Source organism: Haloferula sp. A504, from assembly GCF_044385805.1.
Taxonomy (GTDB): domain Bacteria; phylum Verrucomicrobiota; class Verrucomicrobiia; order Verrucomicrobiales; family Akkermansiaceae; genus Haloferula.
In genome coordinates, this window is the sequence record NZ_JBISBU010000022.1 from 1 (window position 1) to 14,971 (window position 14,971).

The window sequence follows — 14,971 nt, forward strand, 5'->3', positions numbered from 1 at the left end:
TTCAATTCTATCATCGGGAGTTAATACGCAGCCGCAATGATGACTATATCTGCCACACTCAAGAAATCCGAAATAATGATGCCGAGAAGTATACCTTTCGATGTCATCCAGCGTTGCCTGTAGCCCAGATTGCTTCCAAAAACCACGATACCATCCAGCAGTAGTTGGATTCGGAACTCCGCGGAGAAAAGCAGAGGTAGAAAGGAAAGTGCTGTGGCAGCACTTAACGAAGTCATAAAGCACCTCCCTCGAAGGCTCAACAGCACCCCGCGGGATTGAATATTCCAGCGACGTGCCTGTGTCGGTTGTCCCATACACCGGCGTGCCGCCATCGAAAATCACGCCGGGTTCATGAGGGAAGAGCGTGTAACCCAATTTGGTCGGCGATTTCGCCACGGCTCGTTGAGCAAAAAACGAAAACGCTGGTGCGAGTGAAGCAAGGACATCCTCCGGAGGCATCGCCTGCGCAAGACATCCGTAAAAGTCATCCCGATAGAACGCCGGACTGTGTTCCCAAAACCACTGGTCGTTAAGCACGTCATGAAGCTGGGCAATGTCCCTCATCGTGGCGATGTGTTGCGGAAGGTTGCAGACTAGATACGGCGACATTGCGCGAGGAGTCTGATGCAGTTCCTTCAGACCCAGCTCTGCCAGACTGCGGTGGCCTTCTTTCGAGCTTACAAAGTAGCTGCCTGCCGGCTCGTCGTTGGTGAGCCAATCCGCGAGCGATTTGTGGTATGCATTGATGACCTTTGGGTCGGTCTCGGGAGTGGCGTAGTGGAGGGCGTAAAGATGTGGAAAAGCTGCGTCGTAGTGGGCCATCCGCGGATACGGGGGTGTCGCGACCGGGAACAGCGAGCCGAGGTTGCGAGTGAAGTCGCGGAGTTCTTCGTCCTGCCAGTGGAAGAGGCGTTGGAGGATTTCCACGGGCAGCGGTTCGCGGGCGGCGAGGATGGCGCGGAGTGCGGGACGGATTTCTTTGCGGAATTTCTCCAGGTCGGGGAACTGGCGTTGAAACCATTGGCAGAAGATGCCGCCGAGGCCTTGCGGGAATTGGTCCGGGCGGTCGAGCGCGAGGTGGCCGTGCTGGACGTCGTCGCAGAAGCGTTCGGCGTAGAGGAAGACGCCTTCGCTCTTGTCCAGGATTTGGCCGATCAGGCGGTCGGCGTCCGCCGCCGCGTCGCTTTGGCGCGACAAGTCCGGGCGGTGCTGGAGTTGCGGGGCGAGTTGGTGGCGGAGGAAGTCGCGGAGGTCGGCGCGGTTGGCCTCGGTGCGGGTGTCGAGGACGAACGGGTTCAGCCCTTGCAGCGGGGTTTGAACGGCACTTTCCGGTCGACTGGTGACGACGAGGCCGAGCCAGTCGGGCAGGCGCGTGGCGTGGCGGGCGAGCATTTCCACCAGCGGGTTGCGCCCGGCCTCGCCGGTGGCACTGGCCCCGTCGGCTTCGTCGAGTGCGTCAATGACGATGAGCAGCCGCTCGCGTCCGCCGCCGATGACGGTCTTGAGCGGGTTGGCAAGGAGGTAGTCGAAGAGTTCCGCCGGGTCCTTGCGGTCCAGTTCGGCGATTTCCGGCAGGGTGAGCAGGAGCTTGCGGTAGTCGGGCAGGCGGGTGGCGAGTTGGAAGGCGAGGCTGCGGACGACGCGCCGGGCGTCGCGGTGGTCGGGCTTGTCCCATTCGACGAACTGGGCGGCGATGACTTTGTCGCGCCCGAAGTGGGTGAGGTGCGCGGCAAAGGCGCTCTTGCCGACGCCGGGGTCGCCGGTGATCCAGAAGAGGCGGGAGGGGGTGGAAGAATGGAGATTGGGGATTGGAGATTGGAGATTGGGGATGGATTCAGAAGAGCCGGTCGGGAGACCGGCGGTCCCGGGGTTGCGCCAGTTTTCGATGGCATCGAAGAGCCATTGGCGGCCGATGAAGCCTTTGCGGAGCAGGGTGGAGATGCGGGAGTCCGAGGCGATGGGCTTGAGGTGGCCGCTGAGCGTTTCGATCTCGCCGGCAAAGCGACGGCTTTCGTCGCTCTCCACGACGCGGATGATTTCGGCGAGTTTGGCCTGATACCAGGTTTCCCAGGAATCGGAATGCCCTGATTCGGGATGCTCGGGCGGGACGCCCGAGCCACTTTCCTTCCGCGCCTTCCAGTCATGCATGTCGAGCCACTGGATGTGGCTGATGCTGGCGGGCGGTTTCACCTCGGTCTCGCTCTCGACGAGGATGGTTTGGATGTTCCCGCCCTTCACGCCGATGGCGATGGCAATCTCATCGAGGCAGACGCCGGGGTCGCGGGTGGAGTGTTTCGAGAGGAAGGACAGGACGCGGTGGCTGCCGGTGATGCCGTCGGTGATCTCGCGCCGCCAGTCGTCGCCGAACTTGATGTCGTTCTTGTCGAACCAGACATCGTGCCCGCGCTTTTCCAGGTCGGCCTTGATGCGGCGGACGAGTTCCTCGTTGGCGTCGTGGCCGTAGCTGAGGAAGATGCGGAGGGGCTCAATGACCTTCGCAGGGGTAAACTCGTGTTTGCAGGTATAGCAAAGGAAAGCCTGCGAGTCCGGCACGGCCATGGTTCTGGTTGAACCGCACTCGGGGCAGTGGATTTCAGCGGCCACAGGCGGCTCCTTTCTCCAAGCGGTGGTTAGATCCCCATACCCGCAAACGTCGAGGGTCGGACACGGGGACGCCATGCTGACGGGAGGGGAGATTCCGCTTCATTTCACCATGGGGTATGCCGGAAGCCGGAGTTGACGGCAAGGCAGGGCGATCAGCAGGCAAACATTGCCGAGCAATCGCCAAACGATGCGCAGCCCGAACTTTCAGCCCCACTGATCCATCGCCCCCGGCGAGGCATGGCCCATCTACCCGCGGCTTGTCGCGGAAATCCCTGAAGTTCAAACGTTCGAGCCCTTTGGGGAAATCCAGCCGCCGACGATGGTTTCAGCGGTTGGCAGGGTGTAGGCTACCCCTCGTCATGCCGCGCGCTTCTCTTCCTCCTGCCGTCGGGTTGGCCGACATCCCGTTCGCGGGGTCGGCCGGCAATGGCCCCTGCCCCAGCCACAACAACCCGAGTGGAGGTCGGTAAGATGGGGTTGTGGTTTGGTTCGGAATGGGAGATCGCGGTTTCGGCGATCACCCGCAACGGCAGGATCGCGAGCCTGCCGAGGCTTCTGGATCGCATCGATGCCGAAGTCGTCAGGCGCCTCCGGCATGTCGATGGCATTGGGAACGGGTGGTGGCTGGAGTCGGCCGGCCGGTTTTATCGAGACGCGTCCGAGGGCGGGCACGCCCACAACGAGTATGCCTCGCCGGAATGCGACCACCCGGACGAGTTGCTTCGCCAAGACCTCGCGGCAGACCGCATGATGGCGAAGCTGGCCGAACGGGTGGCCGTTGACCAGCGCTACAAGGAGGTCCGGGTTTCGAAGGCCAACGTCTCCCTGGCGTCGGGAGAGAGCTGGGGGTCGCACGAGAATTACGAGGCTAGGAAGCCCGTGCTCCCAAAGCCGATGATGGGGTGGCTGGCGAGCCGCATCCTGATGACCGGGTCGGGTGGGTTGGACGTCACGTACCCCGGGATCCGGTTCACCCTTTCGCCGCGCGCGCACTTCATCAAGGGGCAGGTGAACGCGCAAACCCAGAGTGGGCGGGGCCTGCACAACATCGGCAAGGCGGCTGCCCTTGGGAAGTGGCACCGGGTCCACGTCATCGCGGGCGATGGCAACCGGGCACCGCTCTCGACGTGGCTGCGGTTCGCCTCCACGGCGCTGGTGGTGCGGATGCTCGATTCGGGCCGCTATCCCTCGGTTGAGCTGGTGGACCCGGTGGGCGCGATGCATGACTTCGCCCTCGATCCGCAGTTGAAGGTCCCGGCGATGATCAAGAACGGTTCCTTCTCGGGAATTCTCGCCATCCAGCGGACGTTTCTGGAGCGGGCACGGAAGAAGACCCAGTTGTTTCCCGAGTGGGCTCCCCGCGTCCTGAGCGAGTGGCAGCGGGTTGTGGACGCATTCGAGTCCGCGGGTGGCTGGCGGAACTTGGTGGGGGAACTGGACTGGCCGACGAAGCTGGCGCTGTTTGAGAAGGTTCTGGCGCGCAACGGATGGACCTGGGAAAGGGTTGGCGAGATCAACCAGAAGATCGAGGAGGCCGTGGAGCCGGCGCAGGCAGGACTGCTGGAGCGATCGCGAAGGCGGCAATGGTTGTTCGATTCGGCGTACGATGAGGCCTTGCGGCTGGCGGTGCATGAGTATGGTCGGGAGGAGATTGGCAGATTCGTGCAGCTGAAGAAGCAGCTGGCTGCCCTGGATGCGCGCTACATGGAGCTGGGGAAGGATTCGCTCTTCGAGCATGTCGCCGCGCCGCTGGAGGAGCTTGACGCCATCGCCGCCGGCTTGCCCGACGACCCGCTGGAGTTGCCCCTGCCAAGAGCGGGGCGTGCGAAGGTTCGTGCGGAACTTGTCCGCGAGATGGGATGGGTCACCGAAGCGGAAAAGACCAGGGACCGGGGCATCCGTGCGCACTGGACGTCTTTCATCGCCAAGGGCAAGATCCTGGAGATGCCGGAGGTGGCGGGCGTCGAGGATCGGACGTGGCGGGATGTGCCGGAGTCCGGGCATGCCAGACCTCCCGGCAGGAGACCTCCCGGCAGGAGATCTTCAGGAACCATTCCGGAGTGCCTTGAGACCGTCCGCATCGCCTGCAATACCGCCCAATCGGGGATGGACTCCGGCGACTATGTCCGGGCTGCGAACGTGCTGGAACGGTCCATTAGTGCCGCCTCGTCGGTCACGGTCCTGTCGAACCAAAGGGTTTGGTTTTGGAAGAACGTGGCCAGGCTCTACTGTCGGCAGCAACGGGCGGACGATCTTCGCCCGGTGCTTGAATACCTCAAGGCGATCGAGTCGTATCGCCTTGAATGGTTGTGGGAGTCTTCAAATGCGGCGACCTGGCTGGGGTTGGCGGGGCAATCCAGCGTGTCCGACCTTGCCGACGAGGTCAGGCGGGAGATGGCGATTTTCGAGAATCCCCGGCCTTCGGGAATCGCCTGTTGGAAGGCACACCTTGCATTGTGGCTGAACCGGCAATGTCGGCCGAGCGAGGCCTTCCAACTGCTTGAGACCACCATCTCCGCAGGAGAATACGATCGAACCAGCGAGAGCGTGAAGGCCCGCATCGTGACGCAGTTCGGCGAGGCCGAGCGCATGATTGGCAGCCACGAGGAGGCGGGCCGTCGCTTCACCCTGGCGGACATGATCTGCCGTCATGCGGACCTGAAGGCCAGCATGCTCGACACCGTTCTGACGGGGCAGGCGCGGCTGCTTGCCGCGCAGGGCGACCGGCAGGCGGCATCGAGGATCCTTATCGAGTCGGTCCTGCCCGAACAAAGGAGGCGCAGGATGCCGAGCGAGGTGCGCACCATCGTGTTGCTGACGCGCTTGTCGTCGGCCGGCGACAGTCCGGCGAAACGCGCCAAGGCACGCAACGCGCTTGCCCGCAAGGCGCGGCGATACAGCGGCTTCGCTTCATGCCCCCGGTTGGCGAAGATTGTCGACCACTGGGATCTGTGGTGCGACGGCGAGGCGGATCCTGATCCGCCCGAGGGTGCCGAAATGAACGACCAGTTCTGGGGTGTCTGATTCCAATGACCGAGCGAGCCGATCATTCCTCGAAGACAGGCCCCGATGGCGCTGGCAGCGAGGGGCTGGCACTGGAGGGCGTGTTTGAAGTGGGGCTCGGCCTTTCCCACAAGATCACGATTCCGGCCGTCTGGCACCCGGCGATGGAGGAGAGGATGTTCTTGTTCCGGGTGGAGGTCCTCGGCACCCCGGCGTTGGAAGTGCTGACTGATAGGGAAGTGGGCTATCGGGCCGAAGAGATCAACGACTGGAACCTGCATGCCGAGGGCGAAAGGCAGTTGGCGAAGGAATGCCATCAGGCGAAGGGCCGGGTGATCGAGCCAAGCCCGGAGCACGAGATCGCGTTGCCGGCGGATTGGTGCGAAGAGCTGAGATTCAAACCCGTTGGCTCGGTCTGGCTGGTCGGGTGGTGGAGCTACTTCCAAATCGTGAGTCCCGAGAGTCAGCCCGCCGTGCTCAAGGAGTATCATGAGGAAATGGAGAGGATCGCGAAGGATCCCGCGTGTTTCTGAGGCGGCAGCCTTCCGGGCTGTGCATGCAAACACGGTGCTCGAGCCGGTGGCTCGGTTGGGTCTTGCCGGATTGGGGACGGTGGAACTCGTCTCGTCCTGACGTTTCGCCGCAACCGCAGCTCCGGTGAGACTCGATCTCTTTATGTCCGCGCTGATGACGGTAGGAGAAGACCAATCGCGGGAATATCCCTCGACCTTCCGTGATCCTCTGCGGCCCGGTTGTGCGTTTGCCGACGAGCAGTTACGTCCGGAGTGGGAATCCTTGGCACCTACTGGCAACGGTGGGAGTACCACGGTTACCGATGTGACGGTCGCCACCGGTAACGCCGGGACCAGATACTTCTGCTGCATGGAAGTGGGGGGAGCACGCTGCGTCTGTGGCTACCGAAGCCGGCAACTGTAGCCCGGCTACCTCCCGAAGACCTCTTCCCGGTGCCAGGCGAGCCGTTCCTGGGCCGGGCGGAGGTTGAGCGTGGCCTGTGCCGAGCCCGAACTGCTCAAAGGTGCCACCAAGCGCATCCTGCGCCGCATGCGTGAGGGCCTCGAGGGTCTGGGCCTCGAAGTCCGCGTCGAGATGCCCCCGCCGCCTCGGGCGTAGTCCGCCTAGAAGAAAATCCGGCGTCCGGGGCCTTGAGCCCCGGGCGTGCGGCCTTCTTTTTGCCAGGGGCTGCCTGGAATTGCCGGAGCCGTCCGAGTTGAGCGTATTCAGATGAAATGACCGTCGAAGACTTCGAGGGAATTGGCGGCATCGAGCAGCTGGTGATTCCGCAGAAGCTTGATGGCGGTCGGCAGGGCAATGTAGTCGCGCTCCAAGCGTTCGGGAGAGGAATCCCCGGAGTGCTGGATCGTGGCTTCGGTCGGCAATCGAAGACAGTCGGCAGGCCTGATGAACTCCATGGCATCCTGTTCGCCGCCAAGCAGGGCTTCAAGGTCGCGCGCCGAGATGAAGAGCTCCGAGTCTGTGCGGAGCACACGTCTTGGGGGAATCCCGTCCCGGTCGATCGTGTAGAGGGTGAGATCGGGGATGCCCACGGTCTTGCTGGCACCAAAGCATTTGCAGACAGCCTCCTCCGAACCCAGATTCTGCGGCTCAGCCTGGTGTTCGACAGCAGGTGGTTCTTTGTGCGGATTCGTGGAGTCCTCCCCAGAGGGATTCTCGCCCAGTGCCGCGAGGTGCGGGCGTAGTTGTCGGTAGAAGTCATCGAGTTCGCCTGCCGGCTCGGCCTCCGGACCCATCCCGAACCATCCGGTTTCCTTGGCATCGGCGACGGTCTCCTTGATCACCTCGTCCATCGGGATGGCCACGAAAACCATCCCGTGATCGCAGTCTTTGTGACGGGAAGGGAAGTAGATCGTGGCGCCATACTCGTTGAAGCGAAGCTGGATCCCGCCGCGCTGGCGCAGGGCTGCCGCGAACACCGCCGCGTTCGAAAGGAAGGAATCTAGAATGGTTTCGGGATTGTGGCCGCCTCCAATCTTCGATTCCACCGATTTCAGGTATTCCGGTGGCTCGATGAATCCCTCAGGGGATGACGTGAACGTCCAAAGGGCATCGTAGTCCTTTCGGTATTTGTTGACTTCTTTCTTTGGTCTCATTGATTTGGCTTGGTTGTTAGGCGATGTCGTCCTCCGCTGCATCGGTCGTAGGGGTGCCGACTTCTCGGAGCAGGTCAAACGGAAGCGGTTGGATCATGGATTGCAACTCTTTGAAATTGAGGGCGTTCCGTATGTCCTCAGTGTCCTGAGACGGGCGCTGTGTCGCGATTTTTTTTTCATTGCTGGCCTTGGCTTGCCTCCCGGGTCTCTGGCGAAAGAGGGTCGAACGACCCGAGTGCCGGCTGGTGACGGCGCCATCTCTGGGTGGGCACAGATCGATCACCGGAGCGCTCCAACACGGAATGAGAATGATACCGTCCCGAATGTTCTGCAAAAAGTAGCGGTCGGGTTACCGAGGACCTGAAGATCCGTGAATTTTTCCAGGCGTTTCACGACTACCGGAAAGATGAGATGAAGCCATCCAGCAAGCCCCGGTCGAGTCCGCCGAAAGGCGGGAAGAAGAAGCTGGACACGGGCTTGGGGCTGAGGCTTCGATCCTCTCTTCGGGCCGCAGGACGGGCCTGACGTGGAGCTGTGTCACTCGGGACGCCTTATCAACACGAACCGGGCATGAGGGCCCCGCCTCCGCTTACGTGTGAAGCGAACGACCCCCTGCTTCTCCAGTGCGGTGAGGCCCTTGCTCAGTTGATCAGATCTCAGATTCCAGCCCTCCCGAATCGAGTCAGCAACGTAGATATCATCCACGGAAATGTCCTTTCCGAGCCTCTCAGCCTGCCTTGCCGCATCCCTTACTGCAAGAATCACCCGTTCATGCCTCCGCGCCTTTTTGCGGAGGACATCGTCGGCCCAGATCATGGCCTCCCGGGGCGGTCCCTGGGAGACTATGGTCCTATTCACAGAATCAGAGATTCTAAAAGGGCTATTGCCCTCCGGGACAATTCTACGAGGCATGCCCGCGGCCCTGAAAGACTCATGCGTTCTGGCCGGCTTGCGCGCTGAAAGGATCTTGTTGCGGAGTTCACCCATGGTTCCCGTCTAAGGCGAGACCCAGCAGCGAAGCCATCTTGCGCCAGGTGATGATGCCCTTCTTGTCCTGAAAATGGTAGGGGTGGTCGACTTGGGTGACCTCCCCGCGATCAGGGTCAACTTTTGGCCTGTCCACCCGAACGGTGAGGCGGTCCCACAGCGTGATCCTCGAAGCTTCCTCCATGAGGCTCACCACGATCTCTTCGACCTCAGGCGACTCGCACGTCTGGCACTCCACGACTACCGCGTCATGGATCGTTGCGACCACGTTGATGCCTGCATCCTCCAGCAAGAGAACTGCCACCCGCAGCATGTCCGAACCGGTCGACTGCAGCAGGAAGTTCCTCGCCGTTCGGGGCCTGAACTGCGCCGGGTCCTCAGGATTGTAGATCAGCCCGAATGCCGTCTCGATGTCACGGGCCGCCGCTCCTGTGGAGGCAACGGCGTCGGACCAAGACCAGAAGACAGGGAATGTTTCCTTGTGCTTTCGCAGAAGCTCCCGGCCCCCGAAAAACCCCATGCCCGTTTGTCGCCCAATGCTGCCGACCCCCATGCCCATGAGGACGGCCAGCGAGACAACCTTGTAAGCAGCGCGCTCAGTTGGATGGGAGTCCTTGGTGGCCACCTCGGGAACCGCCCCAGCGACCTTCGCGAAGGCCAGATACGGGTCTCCCGCCGAGTAGGCCGCCATCATGGCTGGGTCTTGGGATAGGGCGGCAGCGATGGCGTACTCTTGATTCGACCAGTCGAATTGGAGCAGGGACTTGTTCTCGGGGGGCTGTAGAAGCGAGCGAAGCCACTTGGGTCCCAGAAACAGGAACTCGGACGTCGAGGGAGCGGAGCGGCCGGAGATCGTCATGAACGGCTTCGGGGCGGCGTAGAGCCGCCCATCACGCCCAAGCTTGAGCCCGTCCACTGCGCCCTCTGCAATCGAGCGGACCAGCTCATAGACGCTTGCCCATGGCTCTCCATGGGCCTTGGCCGCATCCTTGAGCGTGTCCTTGTCAGTTCGGAAGCGCCCCGTGTCCGTGCGCGGCCAAAGCATGCCGGAGTCGGAAACCAACTGAGCGAACCGTTCGTAGCAGAAGCTACCTTTGTCCATCAGCCTGTATGCGTCGAGATGCTCTTGCCACAGCTGCCGTAGCCCAATATTTCCCAGATGCCGGACTTGCTTGTAGCGCTCGACGTCAACCGGTAGTCCGCGATCTCCGATCGCCCCGAATGCCGCCATGCTGGCGCCCCGGAGAATGGCTTGCTGGAGGTTCATCCGCCGGATAAACGTTTAAAGAGGGCGATCGTCTCGCGCACGTCGGTCTCGCAATAGTCCAGAATCTTGGCCTTCTCCTTCTCGCTGTAGGGCGCGCCCTTCAAGACGAGGTCCCTCATGCTCTCCTTCTCGTCGGACGAGATGGCCTCGATGCCATGGCGTCGACAACAGGCAAGGAGGCCGAACCCCCCGTCGGGCCTCCCGCCGCAGGCGCGAATCCGGGCCTCGGCGTAGGTGTCGATCCAAGCCGCCGGCTGTTTCCACCCTAGGGCCCGCCAGCAGCGAGCTTCTGCGGGGGCTACGGCGTGGGCGACCAGGATCGTTTTTCGCAACCGAGGGAAGGGCGGGCGCGGGGGCTTCCTTCCCTCGAGCCACGTCCGGTAAACCCGGTCGGTCTCGAGATCGATCGCGACCATGCAGACAACCTCTACCTGCCCCGATTTGCTCTCGCGGAATTCGAAGTCGATGCCTACGAAATGGATCATCGCGCGTTCCTCCCTTGAAGTTCGCGAAGAACCGGGTGGTCTTCTGAGTCCAGGAGCTTGTCGCTGAAGCCCTTGACGAACCAATCCTCGTAGGAGCCTGGCGCCCAGACTGGCTTCCCAAGGTCGTCTTCGGGTCTCTCAAGGTTGTAGCCTTTCGCGGCGCTGTCGGCCTTGATCATACCCCACTCCCCGATGAGGCGGCGCATCGCGGTTCGCGCTGAGACGTGCCAATCATTTTCAGAGCGCGAGGGGACCGCCCACCAACCGACGCGCCCTCGGACGTCAGTCACGAAAGCCAAATAGTGATAGCGGACCAGATTTTTCAGCCGTGGGTCGCGATTAAACACCGGCTCGAGGTCGGGGAGGACCAACAAGAACTCCGGCCCTCCTCCGCCGTCCTTTCGGGGGAGAAGAAGTACCTCTGACGCTTGGGGCTCCCATTCGCCACCGGCCCGGACGCGCCAATAGGATGCGTCCGGTGGCCGCTTGTAGATGGGGACACTGAGCTGCTCACTTTGGCTCGCGATTAGCTGGGCGACCTGCTCGGGCGCCTTTCGTGCAGCTAGAATTCTGGCCCGGACGGAGCTGGGGCCTTCGGTCGCTGGAGTGTCTGGCGGGAGCTCGCGCTCGTCTGTTGCAGGCGGGTCCTCGTCCGGCGAGGGAGGGTTGCCTGCTCTAGGCTGCGGTGGTGGAGCACCCTCGCCGGCCTCGTGTTCACTGGTGGGTTCCGTAATGTTTTCGTCCCAATCGTCGGGCATTGCTGTGGTTGTTGTCATGTCATTTTGCCCCGGTGTTTTGTCGTCGGCGCCTTGGGGCAAGGACGGCCGACCCCTGGAAATTTGCGTCAGGAACTCTCGCCACGTGTGGTCGGCGCGAGCGCCCTAAGAACGTCTTCCAAACGAAAACGGAGCACCCGTTCGGTCCGCACTGCGGCGGGGATGCGGCCCTTGCTGGCCCATCTCGTGACAGATCGGGGGGAGACCTTGAGGACGCTTGCGACGTCGGCTGCGGTCAGAAGTTCGTTGTGTCCTTTTGGCGACATTCCGCCCCAAGCATGCAACGGAATGAAATCCTGGGCAGGGGCTTGCGCGACGAAAGCCCGGAAAGCTAAGTCCAGTTTTCGTCGGTGAAGTGGCTTGACTCGCCGGACTTGCCAAGCCGGTTGCCTACTGACGTTCGACCAGCAGCTTGAAGCCGTCCCTCAACTTTCGACGCAGATCAGCCCCGCACCATGCTTCAAACTCTGCGAGCACGATCTCGCTCTTTGGAAGCCGGTCAGGCGCGTGGTTCTCCATCCACCGCAAGGAAGCAGCGAACATCAGGTAAGCCCTGCCCGCGGCCAGCCAATCGTCCCGATGCTTCATCTCCAACGGCGGAAGAAGACGGGCACGGCGTTTCCAGATCGACTCGACAATTCGCAGCTTGAGCGTGTTGGCGTCCTGAGGGGTGCCAAGGGTCTCGGTCAAGACCCGGGCCTCTGACTCCACGAAACCGAAGTCTCGGGCCTCAAAGCTACAATTCCATCTTTCGAGCCGTTCGAGCGCCTCCAAGAGTTCTGCTGGGGTTCGCCAGTCTTTCCGTTCCCGCTCGGAGTTCAGGACTCGCGCGATCTCTGCAGCGACTCGCCGCGGAGAGCCCTCCTTTGCCCTCCACAGATCCTCGAATTGGTCCGGAAGTAGGCCTTCGCCAAGGTCTTCGAGGCACTCGTGAGGAGGCCAAAGCGAAGTTCCATCAATGCGATCGCGAACGAGGATCTGAGGCCATCTGTCACGCTGAAGCAAGACTTCGCGTGCGGCGTCGACGGCTTCCCCGAGGAACCGACGCTCAAGCATTCGTTCAAGCAAGGTCTCGCATTCGACGGGCAGCCCCTTAGCAATCGAAGCCTTTTCAGAAGGCCTCTGGTCGCGCCCCGAATCACCTCGATTCAATGAGCGGATCAAAGGGTCGAGCAGCGCCGCTGGAAGGCGGTCTGCAATCTTGCTCTTCAACAGGTCGAATTCCTCGACGGGCTCGGCACCATGCGTACCAGCCCCTCCCGCCTGAGAAAGGGCAGGTGCTTCATCGGGCCTCTCGGGAGAAGAGCCCGATGCGCCGGAGGCATTCTCCCCGGACAGAGAAGCATCATCTTGCTTGTGCGCAGGGGATGAAACTCCGGACCGCTTGCCCCGGATTGCCTCAACGAAACCGAAAGGAAGTGGAACGAACTGCCAGGAAGGGACCTCTCGGGCAAGCCCCTCGGCGGTCGCCCTCAGGACAGCTGGATCAGCTCGGCCGAGCGTAGCAAGCGCAGTTGAGACCGCTTCGGAGTCGATTGGTGCATCTCGCTCGCAATCGGTGCCCGTGACCGTTCCATCCGAGGCAAGGATTGCCGCCAGATGGTCACTGACTTCGCAGGCAAGGCGGTGAAGGTAGCCAACTGCTTTCGTTTCTCCAATCGAGGCCGCTCTTCTTAGATTCTGAATTCCCTCAATAGCCTGGTGATAGTCAAACGCCGGCATCGGCCTTTCCCAGCCGTGCTGCTCCATCCAGTCGAGAAGAGAATCCCGATCGGAATTTTGGATGGCACTTTCCAGGATTTGGGCCGCCTCCCTGATCTCTCGGGCGGGTTCCTGCGCCTCCAGGGCCAACGCCCTCCTTTGGCGTTCTTCCTCGCTCTGTTTGAGTCGCTCCTCCTCAGCCGCTTGAAACTCTTTTTCGCCTCGTCGCTTCTGGCTCATGGATTTCTAGGGCCAAGGCCTATGCCACCTCCACCAGGGGAAGCTTCTCGCCTTTAGGACCGATTTGGAGAATGGCCAGTGCCTCGTTCTTGGGCATGGCCCCAACGTAGTGGGAGCGGAGCATTTGTGGTCCACCGCTGTGGCCGAACTCGAAAGTCAGCAGCTCGATCGTGGCACCGGTGGCGATCGCGACGGTCGCGTGGGTGTGCCGCAGGGCATTGTCAGGCCACTTGGGCAGTTTCGTCGGCGGCTTGGCCTTCAGCTTGGGCTTGAGCTTCATGCTGGGCACCAGATCCGACCAGACCCGGAAACCGGCCAGCCGCCGCACGGCCATTTCCTTCCGTTTCCAGTTCGGCGGAAGAACGCTCTTACCGATGGGGTACGCCTCGAGCCATGCTGCCAGCGGGGAGGGCATGTTCACGAATCGGCGGCGCTTCGTTTTCGCGCTGGCGGCCGGCACCCGGATTCCTTCCTCGGTGATGTCTTCCGGGGTCAGGCGGGAAAGCTCGGCCTGGCGCATGCCCGTGAAGAGGGCGATCGCAAAGCCCGGCACGCAGTCGGGGAAATGAGCTTCAGCCGCAGCCATCAGCCTGGCTGCCTCCTTGGCGGTGAGGATCCCGATCTCTTGTGTCTGGGTTTTCTTGGTTTCGATGTTCTCGGCGACCTCTGCCTTGGCCCAATGCCGGGGCTGCTTCACCGCCCATCGCCAGAAGGTCACAAGCAGTCGGCGGCGTCCATTGAAGGCGCTTGCTCCATCGGTTCGTGAATCAATGTGCTCCGTAAGCTCCTGGGTCGTGATGCCTGAGAGCATCCGGCCACCAAAGTCCTCCTTGAGATGCTTGCTCATGTAGCGGACCGCCTGCTGTTGCTTGTTGCTCAGGTGCTCCTTCGTCTTGGCGAAGGCATCCACGGCCTCCGCCACCTTCGTCGAGCTTCGCATCTCCTGTTCGGCTGCCACGAAGCGTTGGACGACGTCGAGAAGGGAGACGTCATAGGGTGCCAGCAGCTTCGCCGCAGCATGTGCCTGGTCAGCGAGGGTGGGGGAGATGGCGCGTGCCTGCTCGCCAAAGGTCTCCTTCTCTTCGCGAAGTTTTGCGGCCGCCTCCTCGGCAGCCTTGCGGCTCTTGTAAAAGTGGCGTTCCCGCCGGCCCGAGTCGGAATACGCAGGCGGGATGTTCACCACCCATTTGCCCCGGGTGATCTTGTGTGGAGAGAATCTGGCGGGCTTGGCCATCGGACTGGAGCGATGGTGCCCTTATTGCCCTTAAAAGTCGAGACAGGCCCCGACATGGGGGACATGGGAGGACAAAGGGGTCATGAGGCTCAGGAAGTTACGAAAGATTGTTGGGTTCGGGAGCAGGATGTCGTCAGTTCGAATCTGGCCGCTCCGACCACTAAACCCCTGCTCCGGCTTGTCCGGGCCGGGGGTCAGTGCTTTCGGATGGTCGGTGAGGCGGGGCCAAAATATGGATTGGGGGGGAACCCGTTTTCATTTCTTGTGTCAGGGGTCATCCGCACTGGGCGATTAGTCTTGGAAGTTCGTGAAGTCGTAGGCTCTTCGTTGCATGAGCTTCATGTTGCGGTGGAATCCTTCAGTGATGCCGTTGATCTTGGTGAACCGCCACATGCAGGCGGATTTCCTGGCTACAGGAGCGCAGGGTGCGGGCGAGGGTGGCCAGGGAGCGAAGCCCTTCAGCTCAACGGCTGGCCATACAGAATCTGGGGATCCAAAAGGTCGCTGACTCCGTGCATATTGCCACCCGCCCCCGGAAACCCAAT

At 61.8% G+C, this 14,971-nt stretch carries 12 protein-coding genes and 1 pseudogene; 3 read left to right on the top strand and 10 right to left on the bottom strand.

Annotated elements, in window-relative coordinates; all coding sequences use genetic code 11:
• On the bottom strand, nt 1-2,559 hold a 2,559-nt coding region (locus ACG2LG_RS12085), incomplete at its 3' end, for a TIR domain-containing protein (protein WP_396259313.1).
• 516 nt (nt 2,560-3,075) lie between these two features.
• Here ACG2LG_RS12085 and ACG2LG_RS12090 point away from each other — a divergent pair.
• The 3 genes from ACG2LG_RS12090 (at nt 3,076) to ACG2LG_RS12100 (ending at nt 6,738) form a co-directional block, all read left to right on the top strand.
• Entirely contained in the window at nt 3,076-5,628 is a 2,553-nt protein-coding gene (locus tag ACG2LG_RS12090) for a proteasome accessory factor PafA2 family protein (RefSeq protein WP_396259315.1), read from the top strand.
• A gap of 5 nt (nt 5,629-5,633) precedes the next feature.
• Nucleotides 5,634-6,140: a hypothetical protein gene (locus ACG2LG_RS12095; RefSeq protein ID WP_396259317.1), complete on the top strand. Its 507-nt coding sequence runs from the start codon at nt 5,634-5,636 to the stop codon at nt 6,138-6,140.
• A 472-nt stretch (nt 6,141-6,612) separates the two neighbouring features.
• The gene (locus ACG2LG_RS12100) at nt 6,613-6,738 is read left to right on the top strand and encodes a hypothetical protein (protein ID WP_396259319.1); all 126 of its coding nucleotides are present in this window, start codon (nt 6,613-6,615) and stop codon (nt 6,736-6,738) included.
• A gap of 107 nt (nt 6,739-6,845) precedes the next feature.
• On the opposite strand, the gene ACG2LG_RS12105 is transcribed toward ACG2LG_RS12100, so the two are convergent.
• The 9 genes and pseudogenes from ACG2LG_RS12105 to ACG2LG_RS12145 all read right to left on the bottom strand — a co-directional run.
• Nucleotides 6,846-7,736 carry a hypothetical protein gene (locus ACG2LG_RS12105; protein WP_396259321.1) on the bottom strand — a complete coding sequence of 297 codons (891 nt, stop codon included), beginning with the start codon at nt 7,734-7,736 and terminating at the stop codon, nt 6,846-6,848.
• Between the two features lie 537 nt (nt 7,737-8,273).
• Nucleotides 8,274-8,594 carry a hypothetical protein gene (locus ACG2LG_RS12110; protein WP_396259322.1) on the bottom strand — a complete coding sequence of 107 codons (321 nt, stop codon included), beginning with the start codon at nt 8,592-8,594 and terminating at the stop codon, nt 8,274-8,276.
• A 121-nt stretch (nt 8,595-8,715) separates the two neighbouring features.
• Complete coding sequence (locus ACG2LG_RS12115) at nt 8,716-9,990, bottom strand: DNA polymerase (protein ID WP_396259323.1); 1,275 nt, start codon at nt 9,988-9,990, stop codon at nt 8,716-8,718.
• Nucleotides 9,987-10,475 (bottom strand): hypothetical protein, encoded by a 489-nt coding sequence (locus ACG2LG_RS12120; protein ID WP_396259324.1) that lies wholly within the window; start codon nt 10,473-10,475, stop codon nt 9,987-9,989. Before ACG2LG_RS12120 ends, ACG2LG_RS12115 begins: the two co-directional genes overlap by 4 nt.
• Complete coding sequence (locus ACG2LG_RS12125) at nt 10,472-10,681, bottom strand: hypothetical protein (RefSeq protein WP_396259326.1); 210 nt, start codon at nt 10,679-10,681, stop codon at nt 10,472-10,474. The genes ACG2LG_RS12120 and ACG2LG_RS12125 overlap by 4 nt, the downstream gene beginning before the upstream one ends.
• A gap of 638 nt (nt 10,682-11,319) precedes the next feature.
• Nucleotides 11,320-11,517, bottom strand: coding sequence for a helix-turn-helix domain-containing protein (locus tag ACG2LG_RS12130; RefSeq protein ID WP_396259328.1), 198 nt, complete (start codon nt 11,515-11,517; stop codon nt 11,320-11,322).
• Between the two features lie 124 nt (nt 11,518-11,641).
• Nucleotides 11,642-13,192, bottom strand: a complete 1,551-nt coding sequence (locus tag ACG2LG_RS12135; RefSeq protein ID WP_396259330.1) for a hypothetical protein — start codon at nt 13,190-13,192, stop codon at nt 11,642-11,644.
• Nucleotides 13,193-13,211: 19 nt separating this feature from the next.
• On the bottom strand, nt 13,212-14,426 hold the full coding sequence (locus ACG2LG_RS12140) for a hypothetical protein (RefSeq protein WP_396259332.1): 1,215 nt from the start codon (nt 14,424-14,426) through the stop codon (nt 13,212-13,214).
• 291 nt (nt 14,427-14,717) lie between these two features.
• Nucleotides 14,718-14,874: pseudogene (locus tag ACG2LG_RS12145) on the bottom strand (transposase); the annotation flags it as partial.
• Nucleotides 14,875-14,971: the final 97 nt, after the last annotated feature.

Excerpts from the sequence above, each read along its gene's own strand:
- ACG2LG_RS12090 (WP_396259315.1), top strand. The coding sequence starts at position 3,076 with ATGGGGTTGTGGTTTGGTTCGGAATGGGAGATCGCGGTTTCGGCGATC.
- ACG2LG_RS12095 (WP_396259317.1), top strand. The coding sequence starts at position 5,634 with ATGACCGAGCGAGCCGATCATTCCTCGAAGACAGGCCCCGATGGCGCT.
- ACG2LG_RS12105 (WP_396259321.1), bottom strand. The coding sequence starts at position 7,736 with ATGAGACCAAAGAAAGAAGTCAACAAATACCGAAAGGACTACGATGCC.
- ACG2LG_RS12115 (WP_396259323.1), bottom strand. The coding sequence starts at position 9,990 with ATGAACCTCCAGCAAGCCATTCTCCGGGGCGCCAGCATGGCGGCATTC.
- ACG2LG_RS12120 (WP_396259324.1), bottom strand. The coding sequence starts at position 10,475 with ATGATCCATTTCGTAGGCATCGACTTCGAATTCCGCGAGAGCAAATCG.
- ACG2LG_RS12125 (WP_396259326.1), bottom strand. The coding sequence starts at position 10,681 with ATGCGCCGCCTCATCGGGGAGTGGGGTATGATCAAGGCCGACAGCGCC.
- ACG2LG_RS12130 (WP_396259328.1), bottom strand. The coding sequence starts at position 11,517 with ATGTCGCCAAAAGGACACAACGAACTTCTGACCGCAGCCGACGTCGCA.
- ACG2LG_RS12135 (WP_396259330.1), bottom strand. The coding sequence starts at position 13,192 with ATGAGCCAGAAGCGACGAGGCGAAAAAGAGTTTCAAGCGGCTGAGGAG.
- ACG2LG_RS12140 (WP_396259332.1), bottom strand. The coding sequence starts at position 14,426 with ATGGCCAAGCCCGCCAGATTCTCTCCACACAAGATCACCCGGGGCAAA.